The following is a 17,672-nucleotide window of genomic DNA, read 5'->3' on the forward strand; positions in this document are numbered from 1 at the left end:
GTGACGGCGGGACCCTCCAGGCCCAGGGCATAGGCCACCCGCCCGGAGATCACCGCGGCGGCGTTGCCGGTCAGGAAGTAGCCCTCCAGGCCCTCGGGTGCCTCGTGCAGGTGCGGGCCGTAGTCCTGGCCGTTGGAGCCGACGAAGACACCGGTGTGTGTGCCCGTCAAAGAGGCCGGGTCGATCCCGGCGTGCTCGAACGCCTCCCAGGAGGCCTCCAGGAGCAGCCGCTGCTGCGGGTCCATCGCAAGCGCCTCACGCGGCGAGATGCCGAAGAACGACGCGTCGAACTCGCCGGCGGTGTGCAGGAATCCGCCCTGCCGCGTGTAGCTGGTCCCGGCGTGCGCAGGGTCGGGGTGGTACAGCGCGTCCAGGTCCCAGCCGCGGTCGACCGGGAAGCCGGTGATGCCCTCGCGGCCTTCCGCGACCAACTGCCACAGTTCCTCGGGCGAGGTCACCCCGCCCGGGTAGCGGCAGCTCATTCCGACGATCGCGATCGGCTCGTCCGGATCGACCCGCACCGCGGGCACGGTCGGGCCGGCCGTGTCACCAAGCCCGGAATCCGCGGCGGCGCCGAAGAGTTCGTCGAGCAGGTAGCGGGCCAGGCCGTCCGGGGTCGGGTAGTCGAAGACCAGGCTGCCCGCCAGGCGCAGACCCGTGCTCGCGTTGAGGCGGTTGCGGATGTCGACCGCGGTGAGCGAGTCGAAGCCGAGTTCCTTGAAGGTGCGGTGCGCCTCGATCGCGGCGACCGAGGCGTGACCCAGGACTCCGGCGGCCGCGCCGCGAACGAGTTCGCGCAGCGCGTGCAGCCGTTCGCTCGCGGGCAACCCGGCCAGGCCGGCCGGCAGCGCGGTGGTCGCGGATTCGGCGGTGTGGTCGTCGGCCGTCCCGGCCAGGGCTCGCCGGACCTCGGGCAGGTCACCGATCAGCGGGCTGGGCCTGGTCACGGTGAAGGTGGTGGCGAACCGGGCCCACTGCACATCGGCGACCGCGAGGAAGGTCTCGTCGTCCGCGAGGGCCTGGCCGAGCACGGTCAGCGCGGCCTCGGGGTCCATCGCGGTGACGCCGAGGCGCTCGAATCGCTCGCCGGTGTCACCGGCGGACATCCCCGCTCCGGCCCACGCCCCCCATGCCACCGACGTGGCGGTCAGTCCTCGGGCCCGGCGGCGCTCGGCGATCGCGTCCAGCTCGGCGTTCGCGGCGGCGTAGGCGCCCTGCCCGCCGCCGCCCCACACGCCCGCGTTGGAGGAGATCAGCACGAAGGCGTCCAGGTCGTCGCCGGGGGTGCCGGCGAACAGCGCGTCCAGATGCTCTGCGCCGAGCGCCTTTCCGGCCAGTACGGCCTCGGTCTCGGCCGGGTCGGCGTCCAGGAGCGGCGTGGACCGCATGACGCCGGCGGCGTGTACGACGGTGCGGATCGGGCCGTGCTCGGTGTGTACCCGCTCGACCAGTTCGACCAGCGCGGCCCGGTCGGCGGTGTCGCACGCGGCGACGGTCACCCGCGCGCCCAGCGCGCTCAGTTCGGCGACCAGGGCGGCGGCGCCCGGCGTGTCCGGGCCCCGCCTGCCGGTCAGCACCAGGTGCTCGGCGCCGCGCGCCACCAGCCAGCGGGCGAGGTGTGCGCCGAGCGCGCCGGTCCCGCCGGTCACCAACGCGGTGCCCCGGGTGTGCCATTCGGCGGTCGGCCCGACCACGCGGGGGGCGCGGGTCAGGCGTCGGCCGAACACGCCGGACGGGCGCAGCGCCACCTGGTCCTCGTCCGAGTCCGCGAGGACCGCCACGAGGGCCCGGTAGGTCCGCTCGTCGGGGGTCTCCGGCAGATCGATCAAGCCGCCCCAGCGCTGCGGGTGTTCGAGCGCCGCGACCCGGCCCAGACCCCATACCGCCGCCGCTCCGGGCGTCGGCGCGGCGTCGGTGTCGTGACCGCCGGGAACCACGACCGCGCCTCGGGTGAGCGTCCACAGCCTGGCCGGTACGTCCGCGTCCGCCAGTGCCTGGATCAGCGTCAGCACGGCCGAGGTCCGCGTCGACAGCCCGGACCCGCCTGCCGTGTCGGTCAGGGCGGTCAGGCAGAGAACGCCGTCGACGTGGGAGACCTCGTCACGCGCGGCGCGCAGTGCGGCGGCGAGCTTCGCGCGGTCCGGGGCGCCGCCGGCGACGGGGACGGTGCGCACGGTGACGCCGCGTGCGGTGAGTTCCGCGGCGATCGCGGCGGCGATCGTGTCGTCGTCGGCGGTCGCGTCCGCCGACGTGATCAGCAACCAGGTGCCGGTCGCGGTGGGCGCGGCCGACTCGGGAATCGGCTGCCAACCGATCCGGTAGCGCCACCCGTCGATGGTGGACCTCTCCCGACGCTGCCGGCGCCACGAGGACAGGATCGGCAGTGCCTCCTCCAGCGAGCGCCGGTCGTCGGCGTCCGTCGCCGGCATCTCGGGCAGCGCCGTCGGGTCCTCGTCGTCCACGGCGGCCCAGAACGCGGCCTCCTCCGGATCCTGCTCCCGTTCCGATCCGGCGGCCGGCACGTCCAACCAGTAGTGCTCACGCTGGAAGGCGTAGGTCGGCAGGTCGACCGGCGGTGCGTCGTCGGCGTCGTCGGTGCCGGCGAACGCGGGCGACCAGTCCACCTCGACGCCCTGGACGTACGCCTCGCCCAGCGATTCGAGGAAGCGCGCCGGGCCGCCGTGGTCGCGGCGCAGCGTGCCCACGGTCACCGCGTTCGCGTCGACCGCGTCCAGCGTGCCCTGTACGCCCACCGTCAGCACCGGGTGCGGGCTCGACTCGATGAACGCGCCGATCCCGTCGGCCAGCAGCGCCCGTGTGGCCAGGTCGAACCGCACCGGCTCGCGCAGGTTGCGGAACCAGTAGGCGGCATCCAACCCGGCCGTGTCCAGGCGCTCGCCGGTCACCGCCGAGTAGAACGGGATCACCGACGCACGCGGCACGATCGGGCCCAGGATCTCCAGGAGTTCCGCCCGCAGGTCCTCCACCTGCGCGGAGTGCGACGCGTAGTCCACCGGGATCCGCCGGGCCCGTACGTCCTCGGCCTCGTACCCGGCCAGCAGTTCGTCCAGCGCGTCCGACTCACCGGAAACCACCGTCGACGCGGGGCCGTTCACCGTCGCCACGCTCACGCGCCCGGACCAGCGCGGCAATCGCGCCTCGACGTCCGCGACCGGCAGGGGTATGGACACCATGCCGCCCCGGCCGGCCAGCGACACGGCAATCGCCCGACTGCGCAGCGCGACCACCCGGGCCGCGTCCGACAGCGACAGCGCGCCCGACACGCACGCGGCCGCGATCTCGCCCTGCGAATGCCCCACCACGGCCGAGGGCACCACACCGAACGAGCGCCACAGCTCGGCCAGCGACACCATGACCGCGAACAACACCGGCTGGACCACGTCCACCCGGTCCAGCCCGCCGGCCTCCGGATCCTCGGCGCGCAGCACCTCGGTCAGCGACCAGTCGACGAATTCCGTCAACGCGGCCTCGCACTCCGCGATCCGCGCCGCGAATACCGGGGACGTGTCGAGCAACTCACTCGCCATGCCCACCCATTGCGAGCCCTGGCCGGGAAAGACCAGGGCCACCGCACGCCCGCTCACCGCGGCCTCGGCCCGCACGCCCTGGCCCGCCGCCAGGGACGCGAGCCCGTCGAGCAGTGTGTCCCGGTCCGTGCCGACCAGCACCGCGCGGTGCTCCATCGCGGCACGCGTGTTCACCAGCGCCCGAGCGATCGGCGCGGGCGTCGCCCGCGGATCGGCCGCCACGTACGCGCGCAGCCGTTCGGCCTGCGCGGGCAGCGCGGCGGCGGAGCGGGCGGAGAGCACCCAAGGGACCGGGGTCGGCGCCGGTCGCGGGTCCGCCGGTGCCGGGGTCGGGGTCGGGGTCGGGGTCGGCTTCGAGGCCGCGCTCGGGAAGCCCTGTTCCAGGACCACGTGTGCGTTGGTGCCGCTGATCCCGAACGAGGAGACCGCGGCCCGGCGCGGCGCGCCGGTCTCGGGCCACGTCCGCTGCTCGGTCAGCAGCGCCACCGCGCCCGAGGCCCAGTCCACGTGCGGGGAGGGCGCGTCGACGTGCAGCGTGCGGGGCAGTTCGGCGCGGCGCAGCGCCTCCACCATCTTGATCACGCCCGCGACCCCGGCGGCGGCCTGGGTGTGTCCGATGTTCGACTTCAACGACCCCAGCCACAAAGGCTGTTCGGCCGCATGCTCGCGTCCGTACGTGGCCAGCAGCGCGTGCGCCTCGATCGGGTCGCCCAGCGCGGTGCCGGTGCCGTGTGCCTCCACCGCGTCCACGTCCGCCGCGGACAGACCCGCGTCGGCCAGCGCCGCGCGGATGACCCGTTCCTGGGCGAGGCCGTTCGGCGCGGTCAGGCCATTGCTGGCACCGTCCTGGTTGATCGCCGAGCCGCGCAGCACGGCCAGGATCCGGTGGCCGTTGCGCAGCGCGTCCGAGCGCCGTTCCAGGACCACGATGCCGGCGCCCTCGGCCCAGCCGGTGCCGTCCGCCGCCGCCGCGAACGCCTTGCACCGACCGTCCGCGGACAGGCCGCGCTGGCGGCTGAACTCGACGAACATGCCGGGCGAGGACATCACCGCCACGCCGCCGGCCAGGGCCAGGCCGCATTCGCCGCGCCGCAGCGCCTGGGCCGCCCAGTGCAGCGCGACCAGCGAGGACGAGCACGCCGTGTCCACGGTGATCGCGGGGCCTTCCAGGCCGAGCGTGTAGGCGACCCGGCCGGAAGCGACGCTGACCGTGCTGCCGGTGAGCAGATAGCCCTCATGGCCGGCGGCGGCCTCGTGCAGGCGGGCGCCGTAGTCCTGGGCCATCGCGCCGACGAAGACGCCGGTGCGGCTGCCGCGCAGCGAGTCGGGGTCGATTCCGGCGTGTTCCAGCGACTCCCAGGAGGTCTCCAGGAGCAGCCGCTGCTGCGGGTCCATGGCCTGCGCCTCGCGCGGCGAGATACCGAAGAAGGCCGCGTCGAACTCGGGGGCGTCGTAGAGGAATCCGCCGTAGCGGGTATAGCTGGTGCCGGACCGGTCCGGGTCCTGGTCGTAGAGGTTGTCCAGGTCCCAGCCCCGGTTGGTCGGGAACACCGAGACGGCGTCGGTGCCGTCCGCGACCAGTCGCCACAGGTCCGCGGGCGATCGCACGCCGCCCGGCAGTCGGCAGCTCATTCCCACGATCACGATGGGATCGTCCGCGTCGCGCTCCGCACTCGCGGCCGCGTCGAGGCGCGCGTCGGGCCCGGGCTCGTCGGCGCCGGGGTCGGTGCCGAGCAGGAGGGTACGCAGGTGTTGCCCGGTGGCCGCACCGGTCGGGTGGTTGAACAGCAGCGTGGGTGGAAGGTCGAGCCCGGTGGCGGCGGTGAGGCGGTCGCGCAGTTCGACCAGGCTCACCGAGTCGAAGCCGAGGTCCTTGAACGACAGGGTCGCGTCCACCGATCCGGCGGAACCGTGTCCGAGTACGACGGCGATGTGGCCAAGGACCAGGTCGGTCAGCGTCCTGGTCTGCTCGGCCTCGCCGAGCCCGGCCAGGCGCCGTACGAGCGGGTTCGCCTCGGTCTCGCGCCGCTCGTCGCCGTCCGCGTCGATCGCCGCCGCGACGGGCGCGGCGACCGACGCCGCCGGGCGTCGCCCTGTCGGTACGTCCAGCCAGTGGCGCTCGCGCTGGAACGCGTAGGTGGGCAGCGGCACCCGGCGCGTGTCGATGTGCGCGAAGGCGGCCGAGAGGTCGACGGCGACGCCTTGGACGTACGCCTCGCTCAGCGACCGCAGCAGGCGGTCCGCGCCGCCGTCGTTGCGGCGCAGCGTGCCGAGGGTGATCGCGTCGGCACCGCTCTCGTCGACGGTGCCACGCACCCCGACCGTGAGCACCGGATGCGGGGTCGCCTCGACGAACGCGCCGATCCCGTCCGCGAGCAGCGCCCGTGTGGCCAGGTCGAACCGCACCGGCTCGCGCAGGTTGCGGAACCAGTAGGCGGCATCCAACCCGGCCGTGTCCAGGCGCTCGCCGGTCACCGCCGAGTAGAACGGGATCACCGACGGACGCGGTGCGATCGGGGCCAGGATCTCCAGGAGTTCCTCCCGCAGGTCCTCCACGTGTGCCGAGTGGGACGCGTAGTCCACCGGGATCCGTCGACCCTCGACGCCGTCTGCGGCCAGCGCGCCGATCAGTTCCTCCAGCGCGTCCGGGTCACCGGAAACCACCGTTGAGGCGGGCCCGTTGACCGTCGCCACGCCGATCCGGCCGGTCCACGCGGAAAGGCGCTCCTCGGTGTCGGCGAGCGGCAGCGGTACGGACACCATGCCGCCGCGCCCGGCCAGCGACCGCGCGATCGCCTGACTGCGCAAAGCCACCACGCGCGCCGCATCCGACAACGTCAGCCCGCCCGCGACACACGCCGCCGCGATCTCACCCTGCGAATGACCCACCACCGCGGCCGGCACCACACCGAACGAGCGCCACACCCGCGCCAACGACACCATCACCGCGAACAACACCGGCTGGACCACATCCACCCGGTCCAACGACGGCGCACCCGCACCGCCCCGCAACACCTCGACCAGCGACCAGTCGACGAACTCCGCCAACGCCGCCTCACACTCCGCGACCCCAGCCGCGAACACCGGCGATGTGTCCAGGAGTTCGGCCGCCATGCCGACCCACTGCGACCCCTGACCCGGAAACACCAGCGCGACCGGACGCTCGGCGCCGCCGACCCCGCGCACCACGCCGGCGTCGGGCAGGTCGTCGGCCGCCGCGAGCGAGGTGAGTGCGGCGAGCAGTTCGGTGCGTCCGGTGCCGAGCAGCACGGCACGCTGCTCGAAGGCGGACCGGGTCCCGGTCAGCGCACGACCCACCTCGGCCACCGTGAACTCGGGCCGCTTTGTCACGAAGTCGCGCAGCCGGGCCGCCTGTTCGATCAGGGCGGGCTCGGTACGGCCGGACACCACCCACGGCAGCGTGGTCGAGGTGTCGTCGTCCTGCGCGTCGGCCGTCCCGGAGTCGGTCGGCGCGTCCGGAGCGGAGGACAGCACCAGGTGGCAGTTGGTCCCGCCCATGCCGAACGAGGAGACCCCCGCGAGCAGTTCGCCGTCGGGTGCGGTCCATTCGCCGGTGTCCCGGCTGACCCGGAGGTTGAGTCCGGCGAAGTCGATGTCGGGATTGGGTACTTCGAAGTTGAGGCTGGGCACCAGTTCGCGATGCTCCAGGCACAGCACGGTCTTGAGCAGGCCGACGATGCCGGCGGCGCCTTCGAGGTGGCCGACGTTGGTCTTGGCGGAGCCGACCAGCAGGGGGCCGCGGGATCGATCGGCGCGGGCCGCGCCGATCACCGCGCCCAGTGCGGCGGCCTCGATCGGGTCGCCGACCCGGGTGCCGGTGCCGTGCAGTTCGACGTACTGGACGTCGGCGGGATCGACGCCGGCCGCGCGGTAGGCGGCGCGCAGCACGTCCTGTTGGGCGAGCGGGTTGGGCGCGGTGAGCCCGGCCCCGCCGCCGTCGTTGTTGACCGCGCCGCCGCGGATCACGCAGTGGATGTGGTCGCCGTCGCGGCGGGCGAGGTCCAGCGGCTTGAGCACGATCAGCGCGCCGCCCTCGCCGCGCACGTAGCCGTTGGCCCGGGCGTCGAAGGTGTGGCAACGACCGTCGGGCGACAGGCCGCCGAACTTGGCGGCGCCCAGGGTGCTGTCCGGGATCAGGTTCAGGTTCACGCCGCCGGCCACGGCGAGGGTGGTCTCGCCCCGGCGCAGGCTCTCGCAGGCCAGGTGCACGGCGACCAGTGCGGACGACTGGGCCGCGTCCACGGACATGCTGGGTCCGCGCAGGTGCAGCAGGTACGAGAGGCGGTTGGCGAGCACGCCGCGCTGCAGGCCGGTGACGGTGTGCCGGTCGACCGCCTCGGGGCCGGCCTGGTGCACCAGTCGCGCGTAGTCGTCGTAGTTGGCGCCGATCCAGACCCCGGTCGCGCTGTCGGCCAGGCTCGCGGGCACGATGCCGGCGTTCTCGAACGCCTCCCAGCCCAGCTCCAGGGCGAGTCGCTGCTGCGGGTCCATCGAGCGGGCCTCGCGCGGGCTGATTCCGAAGAACGCCGGGTCGAACCGGTCGACGTCGTCGATGAAGCCGCCCCACCGGGTGTTCATCCGGCCGGGGACGCTCGGGTCGGGGTCGTAGTACGCGTCCGCGTCCCAGCGGTCGGCGGGGGGTTCGGTGATGCCGTGGCCACCGGCGCGCAGCAGCGCCCGGAAGGCGGCCGGGTCCGGCGCCTTCGGCAGCCGGCAGGAGATGCCGATCACCGCGATGGAGTCGTCTGCCGGCTGCACGGACGCGGACTTCCTGGCCATGGTGCTGGTACCCCCGTACCGAAAACGGATGGATCGAACGGTCGAGCGGAGTGTCGGGGCGGGACTCGGCCGCTCACCGAACGGCGAGTGCGAGCGAGGACGGGCGGCGGACGACGGCCGATGGGCGGTGGGCGGTGGGTGCCGGCGGTGAGTGTCGGCGGCGGGCGGCGGCGCGAACGAGGCGACCGCATACCGTGCGACCCGTCGCGTTCCACCCCCGCCGCCGGCGCGGCGGCTACTCCTCCCGCGCCTGTGACACCCCTTGTGGTTCGCTCGCGCGCATGTACGCGGCGAGTCGGGTCGGGGTCGGGTGGTCGAAGAGGTCGGCGAGTTTGAGCGAGCCGGAGATCATCGCCTCGGCCCGCTGGACCAGTTGCGCACCGAGCAGCGAATGCCCGCCGTGCGAGAAGAAGTTGGTGTCGGCGTCGACGTCGGGTCGGTTCAGGAGTTCGCGCCACAGCGCGACCAGGGCGGCGGTCGACTCGTCGTCCGGCTCCGCGCCGCCGGCGCCTTCGACGCGGGCGCTGCGGTGTTCGGCGGCGAGCCGGACCAGCGCCGGGTAGTCGATCTTGTCGTTCAGGGTGGTCGGGAAGCTCTCCACCACGAAGAACTCCTGCGGGACGGCCGAGGCGGGCAGTTCGCCGCGGGCGTGCTCCCACAGCCCGTCGGAGGGGTCGGTGCTGGGCGCGGCCTCGACGAACGCGGCCAGCGTGGCGTCGGGACCGGGGCCGCCGAGAACCACCACGGCGGCGCCCTTGACCTCGGGGTGGGCGCGCAACACCGCCTCCACTTCGCCGAGCTCGATCCGGTTGCCGCGCAGCTTGACCTGCCGGTCCAGCCGGCCCTGTACCTCCAGGGTGCCGTCGGCGCGCCACCGGGCCTGGTCGCCGGTGCGGTAGTGGCGGCCGTACTCGGGGTGCCGGCGGAAGCGGTCCGCGTCCAGTTCCGGGCGCTCGTGGTAGCCGATGGCCACCCCCTCGCCCGCGATGCACAGTTCGCCACGGACGCCGACCGGCAGTTCCCGGCCGTCGGGAGCGGCGACGAAGACTCGGGTGTTGCGGATCGGCCTGCCCACCGACACCGGCCCGCCGTCGGTGTCGTCGGCGCCGATCCGGCCGGAGGTGGACCAGATGGTGGTCTCGGTGGGGCCGTACACGTTCCACAGCTCGCAGCCGGTGGCCAGGAGCTCTCGGGCCAGGTCGGCGGGCAGCGGTTCGCCGCCGCACAACACCCGCAGGCCGGCCAGGACCGGGCCGGCGTCGGCCAGCACCAGTCGCCAGGTGGTCGGGGTGGCCTGCACGATGCCGACCCGGTGCGTGGTCAGCACCTCGCGCAGCGCGGCGCCGTCGGTGCGCGCCGAGTCCGGGGCGACCACGAGTCGACCGCCCGTGGCCAGGGGCACGAACAGTTCCAGCGCGGAGATGTCGAACGTGAACGTGGTCATCCACAACGTCACGTCGGCGGGGCCCGCGTGCTGCTCGGCGGCGAAGTGCGCGACCAGGTTGGCCAGGTTGCGGTGGCTCAGCAGGGTGCCCTTGGGGCGGCCGGTGGAGCCGGAGGTGTAGATGAGGTAGGCGCACGACTCCGGGTCGACGTCGACGTCCAGGTCCAGGTCCGGGTCGAGTTCCGGGTCGAGGTCCGACGCCGAACCGGCGGGCGTTCCGGCGTCGAGAGCGGGCAGCGCGAGCACGGTCAGGTCGGCGATCTCCGGCAGTGCGACGCCGTCGGCGACCAGCACCGCCCGTGCCCGGGAGTCGGTGAGCTGGTAGGCGATGCGATGTTCGGGGTGGTCCGGGTCGAGGGGGAGGTAGGCGGCTCCGGCCAGCCAGACGCCGAACACGGCGGCGGCCAGTTCGGGACCGCGCGGCGCGGCCAGCGCGACCACGTCGCCCGACGCAACGCCCGCGCCGCGCAGCAGGTCGCGCACGGACTGCGCGCCCGCCCACAGTTCGCCGTAGCCGATCCGCCGGGTCCCGTCCTCGATGGCCGGCGCCGTCGGATCGGCCGCGACCCGGGCGGCGACCGCGGCCGGGACACCGGCGGCGTCCTCGGCGCCGGTGTCGTTGGCGGCGGCGAGCAGCGCGCGCTCCTCGGCATACCCGATCGGGATCTCGCGCAGCGGCCGGTCCGGGGCGTCCGGGTCGGCGCCCAGCGCCAACAGCAGCGCCTCGTAGCGACGGGCCAGCGCGCGCACCTGGGCCCGGTCGAGAACCTCGGTGTAGTGCACGGCGCGCAGCCGGATGCCCTCCGGCGCGGACATCAGGAAGAACTCAAGGTCGAACTTGCTGGAGCCGTTCTCGACCACGGCCACCGAGGCCTTGCGGCCGCCGATCTCCAGGTCGGGCAGGCCCATGCCGGGCACGTAGTTGAACACGTGCCGGAACAGCGAGTTGCGCCAGCCGGAGCCGTCCCGCTCGACGTCCTCGAGCATCGTGTCCACCGGCACGCCGGTGTGCATGAAGCCGGCGAAGAACACGTCCCGGGTGCGGCGCACCAGTGCGCGGAAACCTTCCGCCGGATCCACCCGCACGCGCAGCGGCAGCACGTTGATGTGGTAGCCGACGGCGCGCTGATCGCGCGGACCGCGCAGGTTGACCGGCGCGCCCACGGTCAGGTCCGGGCCGGCGCCGTGCGCCTCGAGCAGCGCGTAGTAGGCGGCGAGGAGCACCACCGCCTCGGGGGCCTTGAGTTCGCGTTGGAGTCGGCGCACCACGGCGGTCGCCTCGTCCGACAGGTCCACCACGAGTTGGTCGCCGGTGAGCGTGGTGGTGGCCGGTTCCGGGGTCTGGCAGGCCAGTTCGAGGCCGGCCGGGCGGAAGCCGGCGAGGTGTTCGCGCCAGTACGCCAGACCGGCCGGCGCGGGCGGCGCCTCGGTGAGCGCGGGCACCACCGCGCGCAGCTCCTCGGGCGGGCGCCCGGTCTCCACCAACGCGTCGTGTACCGCGACCAGTTCCTCGAGCACGATCATCGCCGAGGTGGTGTCGAAGACCAGGTGGTGTGCGGTGAGGCAGAGCACGTCCTGCTCGCCGTCGGTGAACACCACCGCACGGACCAGCGACTCGCCCTCGAGTGCGAACGGGGTGCCGGCGAACTCGGCGAGTGCGACGTCCAGTTCACCGGCCGCGACCTGGACCCGGTCGATCCGGGCGGTGGTCGCGGCGGCCGGCCGCACCTCCTTGGTCAACGTCGCGTCGTCGGCGTGGAAGACGGTGCGCAGCACCTCGTACCGGCGCAACAGCACGGTCAGCGCCGAGCCGAGCGTCTCCGGGTCGAACTCGCCGGTGCTCCGCAGCGAGATGGAGAGGTTGTTCACCGGCGTGCCGGGGACCATCTTCTCCAGCAGCCACAGCGCCTCCTCCTTGCGCACCGCCGCGCTCCGGCGGTCGGACCCGGCCCGCTCCGCGGCACCGCCGGGCGCGTCGGTCCGCCCGGTGTCGGCGGCCGGGTCGGTGTCGTTGTCGGCTGCCGCGACCGGAGTCGCGGTGTGCGCGTCGTGCGCGCCGGAGTGCCCACGCATGTCTGACGTCCCCTCATTGCACTGGTGCGTCGCCGCCGCCGGTGCTCGGCTCGGCCGGCTCTCGTATCGGCCGATTCCCGGCCCGTTCCCGACCCGGTCCGCGCTGTGGACCCGGTCCCTTCCCGACCCGGTCCCCCCGCTGTGGACCTGGCCCGTGTGCCGCGCCCGAATCGCGGGCGTCGCCCTGCGGCGGGTCCCGGTCGGCCCACCGCCTCGGGGCGAGGTCGCCCCGGCGTTCGGCTCAGCCGAGCAGCCCGAGCACCGTGCGCGCGACGTCCTCGTCGCGCAGCAGGTCGGCGTGGTCGATGTCGAAGGTGATCTCCCGACCGATCAGATCCTCGCGGCCGTTGCTGCGGGCCAGGTTCAGGCCGTTGGTCTCGGTGCGCGAGGTGATCGCGGTCGCGGCGGCCCAGCCCGCGGCGTAGTCGATCTCGGTGGCCGCGGTCAGATAGGAGACGAACGCGGTGAAGGTGCCGCCCAGTTCGGCGGAGCGCTCGGCGTCCAGGCCGGCCCGGGCGAAGGCGGTGCGGCCGACGTCCTGGAAGATCCGGTCCAACGCGGCGCCGAAGGCCACCAGTTCCGGGTTCTCCTCGCGGGCCTTCTTGCCCGCCTCCTGGGCGTCGCCGACCTCGGTCGGCGAGAGCACCACGGAGAGGTTCCCGACGACCTTGTGGAACTGCCAGTACAGGGTGAGTTCGGAGACCGCCTCGGGGTCGAAGAGCACCACCGCGGGCGCGGTCTCCTGGCGCTTGGTGACGTGCTCGGCCAGTGCCGCCGCGTACACGGAACCGGCGCAGTAGCCGAACACCCCGACCACCGGGATGTCGCCGCCGGGCAGGCCGTCGACCCAGCGGGCCACCTGGTCGGCGCCCGAACCCGCGCCCGGCGCGCCGGCGGCGGTGGGGACCGTCTCCCACAGTTGCAGGCCCGGCGCGATCCGCGGCGCGAACTCGGCGAAGCCTGCCTCCGGCCGGCCGGTGGCCGGGAAGTCGGCGGCCAGGATGACCCCTTCGCCGCCTCGGTCGTTGAGCAGTTTCCACGAGCCCTGGTCCGCCATTGCGATCCCCCAGTCGGATGAGCCGGCCGGTTGAGCCGGCCGCGCTTTTCCCATCGCTGCCACTGCGGTCGACGCTATGCAGGGGTTTCCACGGACACCACCCATAGAAGTTCGACGGGCACCCGGAGTAAGCATGGGGGTACCCCGAACAACCCCTATGCCCCCGATCGGGGTCGTGACGTTGACCATTGCATCGAAATGAGAACTCGTGATAGTGGGTCGAACACGGTGCGTGCCCGTGGTCGCGTTCGCCCGTGGATGCCCTCGACCGGCCCGAACGCGGGTTTGCCGGCAGCTTCCCGAGAGATTCCTGAGAGTTTCCTGAACGTCGCGTCCGGCTCGCCGGGCGCGCGGCCGAGGTCGTGCGCGACCGGCCGCGGGATTCAGCGAACGCTCAGGAACCTCTCAGCGACAGGCCACTCGGCGCCGGCACGGTACCGGCATGAGCGCACACGGGTCGCACCACAGCACGGTGCACCATCGGATCGCGGAGGCCGCCGGATGATCGAGGTCAAGCAACTGACCAAGCGCTACGACGACAAGGTCGCCGTCGACGACCTGAGTTTCACCGTCCGGCCGGGTCGGGTGACCGGGTTCCTCGGGCCCAACGGCGCGGGCAAGACCACGACGATGCGGATGATCCTGGGGTTGGACACCCCGACCGCGGGAGCGGCCACGGTGAACGGTCGCAAGTATGTGGATCTGCCGCAACCGATGCGCGCGGTGGGGGCGTTGCTGGATGCCAAGGCGGCGCATCCCAGCCGTACCGCGCGCAGCCACCTGGTCTGCCTGGCGCGCAGCAACGGCCTGCCGGCACGGCGCGCGGGCGAGGTGCTGGAGCGGGTCGGCCTGGAGGAGGTGGCGGGCAAGCGGGTCGGGCAGTTCTCGCTCGGGATGAGTCAGCGTCTGGGCATCGCCGCCGCGCTGCTGGGGGATCCCGACATCCTGATGTTCGACGAGCCGGTGAACGGGCTGGACCCGGAGGGCATCCGGTGGATCCGGCAACTGATGAAGCGGCTCGCCGACGAGGGCCGCACGGTGCTGGTTTCCAGCCACCTGATGAGCGAGATGGCGCTCACCGCCGACCACTTGATCGTGATCGGCCGCGGTCGGCTGGTCGCCGACACCGGCCTGGAGGAGTTCATCGAGCGCAGTTCCACCCACTCCGTGCTGGTGCGCACCCCGTTCGCGGACGCGTTCGGCCGGGTGTTGACCGCGCACGGCGCGAAGGTGCGGCTGGACGAGACCGGTGCGCTGGTGGTGTCCGAGATGGACAGCCTGGAGATCGGTCGCCACGCCGCCGCCGACGGGGTTCCACTGGCCGAACTGACGCCGCAGCGCACCTCGTTGGAGGAGGCGTTCATGGAGTTGACCCGGGACAGCGTGGAGTACAACGTGACCGAAGGAGCGGTTCGATGACCACCGTGACCGAGACCCGCGAGCGGGTCGAGTCGACCGAGTCGCCGGCCGGGAAGGCGCGCGCGTACCGGGTGACCGACGTGCTGTTCTCCGAGTGGTCGAAGATCTGCTCGTTGCGCTCGACCGCGTACACCCTGCTGGCGACGATCGCGCTCGGGGTGGGACTGGGACTGCTGTTCACCGCCGCCGGGGCGGCGCAGTACGAGGATTCGAGCGCGGCCGACCGGCTCGACTTCGACCCGACGGCGACCAGCATCAAGAGCTACATCATCGCCCAGTTGGCGGTGGGCGTGCTGGGCGTGCTCGTGGTCACCTCCGAGTACGCCACCAAGATGATCATGACCAGCATGGTCTCGGTGCCGCGCCGGTCCTGGCTGCTGGGCGCCAAGGCCGCGGTGTTCGCCGCGGTGGCGCTGGTGGTCGGCCAGATCGTCGGGTTCGCCGCGTTCTTCGTCGGCCAACCGGTGCTCGACGCGCGCGACGCGCCGTACGTGAGCCTGGGCGATCCTGGCGTGCTGCGCGCGGTGTTCGGCTGCGGGCTCTACCTCGCCGCGATCGGCCTGCTCGGCGTCGCGCTGGGCACCCTCCTGCGGGCCACGGCCGGCGCGCTGGCCGTACTGGTCTCGGTCACCCTGCTGGTACCCACCCTGGTCACCGCGCTGCCCACGTCGTGGGAGACCAACGTGCAGAAGTGGTGGCCCACCAACGCGGGCAGTCAGATCATGGCGGTGCACCGGGATCCGGACATGTTCGGTCCGTGGGCCGGGTACGGGATGCTCTGCGCGTGGGTCGCGCTGATCCTCGCGATCGCCTTCGCGGTCTTCCGCACCCGCGACGTGTAGCGCGCGACCGATGGCGCGGCCGGCCGGATCGGCGGGACTTGGCTCGAAAACGCACGGGAACGATGGGGGCTGGGCATGACAGGCGGGATCCACGGCGGGCCCGGCCGGGCTCGGCCCGGGCCGGAACTGCTCCTGGTGGTGGAGGACGAACCCACGGTGCGCGAACTGCTGTCCGCGAGCCTGCGTTTCTCCGGTTTCGCGGTCGCCTCCGCGGCCACCGGCGACGAGGCGCTGGCGATGGCCGTGCGCGATCGCCCGGATCTGGTCGTCCTGGACGTGATGTTGCCGGACATGGACGGCTTCGAGGTGCTTCGGCGACTGCGCGAGGAGTTCGGCGGGGCCGTCCCGGTGCTCTTCCTCACCGCGCGGGACGGCTCCGAGGACAAGATCAACGGACTCTCCCTGGGCGGCGACGACTACGTCACCAAGCCGTTCCAACTCGACGAGTTGATCGCCCGGATCCGGGCCGTGCTGCGCCGGGCGCGGGGCGAAACGGCCGGCGAGGGCACGCTGATCGTCGCCGACCTGGAGGTCGACGTGAACGCGCGCCTGGTCACCCGCGCCGGGCAGGCGATCGATCTGTCCCCGACCGAGTTCAAGCTGCTGCGCTACCTGTTGGAACACGTCGACCAGGCGTTGGAGAAGTCCCGCATCCTCAACGACGTGTGGCGCTACGACTTCGGCGGGGACGCGGGCATCGTCGAGTCGTACATCAGCTATCTGCGCCGCAAGGTGGACCACGTGGAACCGAAGCTGATCCACACGGTGCGCGGGATCGGGTACGTGCTGCGCAGGCCCCGCCCGTGACCGTCGCCGACGCCGACGCCGCGGCCGGGGGCGGGGGCGGGGGCGGGGCCGGGTCGAGCGCCGCACGGCCCGCCGAGGACGGGGCCGGTCCCGGTCCCGGCGCCGGCGACGGGAGCACCGGGCCGGGTCGAACCGGGCCGCTGCGCCGGGCGGCCGGGCTGCTCCGGCGCGGCCGGCGCGTCCTGGGCCGCCGATCGTTGCGCGCCCGGGTACTGCTGTTGACCGTGTGCCTGCTCGCGATCGGGTTGTTGATCAGCAACGCGGTGGTCCTCGCGTCGCTGCGCGCGCCGCTGGTGGACCGGGTGGACAGCCAACTGCGCACCACCGGCCGCCTGATGGCCGGGGTCACCCCGCAGTTCCTGATCACCTTCCGCCAGTCCCCCGACCAACCCCAGGCCCTGCCGCTGGACCTGGTCGGCGACCTGTACGTGGCCTACCTCGCACCGGACGGCCGCATCGAGCAGACCGGTCGGGCCGGCGCCCATCGCGACAACCCGGACCCCAAGCCGCCCACCCTGGACACCGCGGCCGTCGCGCGCCGGGCCGGCCGCCCGTTCGAGCTCGCGGGCCGCGGCGACACCACGTGGCGGGTGTTGGTGCTGGCGCGCACCACCGGCCCGCCCGGCTCCGGGGTGCTGGTGGCCGCGTCACTCGACGAGGTCGAGGCCACCGTGGACCGGGTCCGCCTGGTCTGCCTGGTGATCACCGCGGCCACGCTGGCCCTGCTCACCGTGCTCGGCTTCTTCGCGGTCAAGGGCGGACTGCGCCCGCTGCGCCGGATCGAGGAGACCTCGGCGGCCATCGCCGGCGGCGATCTGGCCCGTCGGGTCCCGGACACCGCCGCGCCGAACACCGAGATCGGCCGGCTCAGCACGGCGCTCAACGGCATGCTCGCGCAGATCGAGACCGCGGTGGCCGCGCGCGCCGCCTCGGAGGCCCGGCTGCGCCGGTTCGTCGCCGACGCCAGTCACGAACTGCGCACCCCGTTGACCGGGATCAAGGGCCTGACCGAGCTGTATCGCATGGGCGCGCTGCCCGAGCGCACGGACGTGGACCGCACGATGGACCGGATCGAGCGCGAGTCGACCCGGCTGGGCCGGTTGGTCGAGGACCTGCTGCTGCTCGCCCGGCTCGACGAGCGCGCCGCCGCCGATCCCGGCGCGCTGCAGTTGCGCCCGGAGCCGATGGACCTGCGCTCGCTGGCCGCCGACGCGCTGCACGACCTGCGCGCCCTGGACCCCTCCCGGCCGGTCCGGCTGACCGGCCCGGACGGCGGCCCGGTGAGCCCGGCACCGACGATGGGCGACGAGCGCCGACTGCGCCAGGTGGTCACCAATCTGATCGGCAACGCCGTCACCCACACCCCGGCGGGCAGCCCGGTGCGGATCGGGGTGGGCACGATCGCGGACGGGGTGCTGATCGAGGTGGCGGACAGCGGACCTGGGTTGACCGACGAGCAGGCGCACCGGGTGTTCGAGCGCTTCTACCGCGTGGACGGCTCGCGCAGCCGCAGCACCGGCGCCGGCGCGGGCCTGGGTCTGGCCATCGCCCAGTCGCTGACCCAGGCCCACGGCGGACGCCTGGAACTGCGCACCGTGCCCGGCACCGGGGCAACCTTCCGCCTGATCCTGCCCGCACACACCGGCGACCCGGCGACCTGAACCGGCCGCCCTGCCGCTCCC

General features: G+C 73.4%; 7 protein-coding genes. 4 read left to right on the forward strand and 3 right to left on the reverse strand.

Annotated features, from left to right (window positions below; translation table 11 throughout):
* The 3 genes from ACIRL2_RS13105 to ACIRL2_RS13115 all read right to left on the reverse strand — a co-directional run.
* On the reverse strand, window positions 1-8,348 hold an 8,348-nt coding region (locus tag ACIRL2_RS13105), incomplete at its 3' end, for a type I polyketide synthase (protein WP_402232000.1).
* A 235-nt stretch (window positions 8,349-8,583) separates the two neighbouring features.
* Window positions 8,584-11,865 (reverse strand): amino acid adenylation domain-containing protein, encoded by a 3,282-nt coding sequence (locus ACIRL2_RS13110; RefSeq protein ID WP_402232002.1) that lies wholly within the window; start codon window positions 11,863-11,865, stop codon window positions 8,584-8,586.
* 241 nt (window positions 11,866-12,106) lie between these two features.
* A complete protein-coding gene (locus tag ACIRL2_RS13115) occupies window positions 12,107-12,922 on the reverse strand; it encodes a hypothetical protein (protein ID WP_395867207.1) in 816 nt (271 codons plus the stop codon).
* A gap of 501 nt (window positions 12,923-13,423) precedes the next feature.
* Here ACIRL2_RS13115 and ACIRL2_RS13120 point away from each other — a divergent pair.
* The 4 genes from ACIRL2_RS13120 to ACIRL2_RS13135 all read left to right on the forward strand — a co-directional run bounded on the left by ACIRL2_RS13120 (window position 13,424) and on the right by ACIRL2_RS13135 (window position 17,651).
* Window positions 13,424-14,341, forward strand: coding sequence for an ABC transporter ATP-binding protein (locus ACIRL2_RS13120; protein ID WP_395867204.1), 918 nt, complete (start codon window positions 13,424-13,426; stop codon window positions 14,339-14,341).
* Window positions 14,338-15,183, forward strand: coding sequence for an ABC transporter permease (locus ACIRL2_RS13125; RefSeq protein WP_395867202.1), 846 nt, complete (start codon window positions 14,338-14,340; stop codon window positions 15,181-15,183). The genes ACIRL2_RS13120 and ACIRL2_RS13125 overlap by 4 nt, the downstream gene beginning before the upstream one ends.
* 75 nt (window positions 15,184-15,258) lie before the next feature.
* Complete coding sequence (locus tag ACIRL2_RS13130; protein WP_395867200.1) at window positions 15,259-15,990, forward strand: response regulator transcription factor; 732 nt, start codon at window positions 15,259-15,261, stop codon at window positions 15,988-15,990.
* A gap of 158 nt (window positions 15,991-16,148) precedes the next feature.
* Window positions 16,149-17,651, forward strand: a complete 1,503-nt coding sequence (locus ACIRL2_RS13135; RefSeq protein WP_402232371.1) for an ATP-binding protein — start codon at window positions 16,149-16,151, stop codon at window positions 17,649-17,651.
* Window positions 17,652-17,672 lie beyond the last annotated feature (21 nt).

It is taken from the genome of Embleya sp. NPDC127516 (assembly GCF_044765325.1).
GTDB lineage: Bacteria > Actinomycetota > Actinomycetes > Streptomycetales > Streptomycetaceae > Embleya.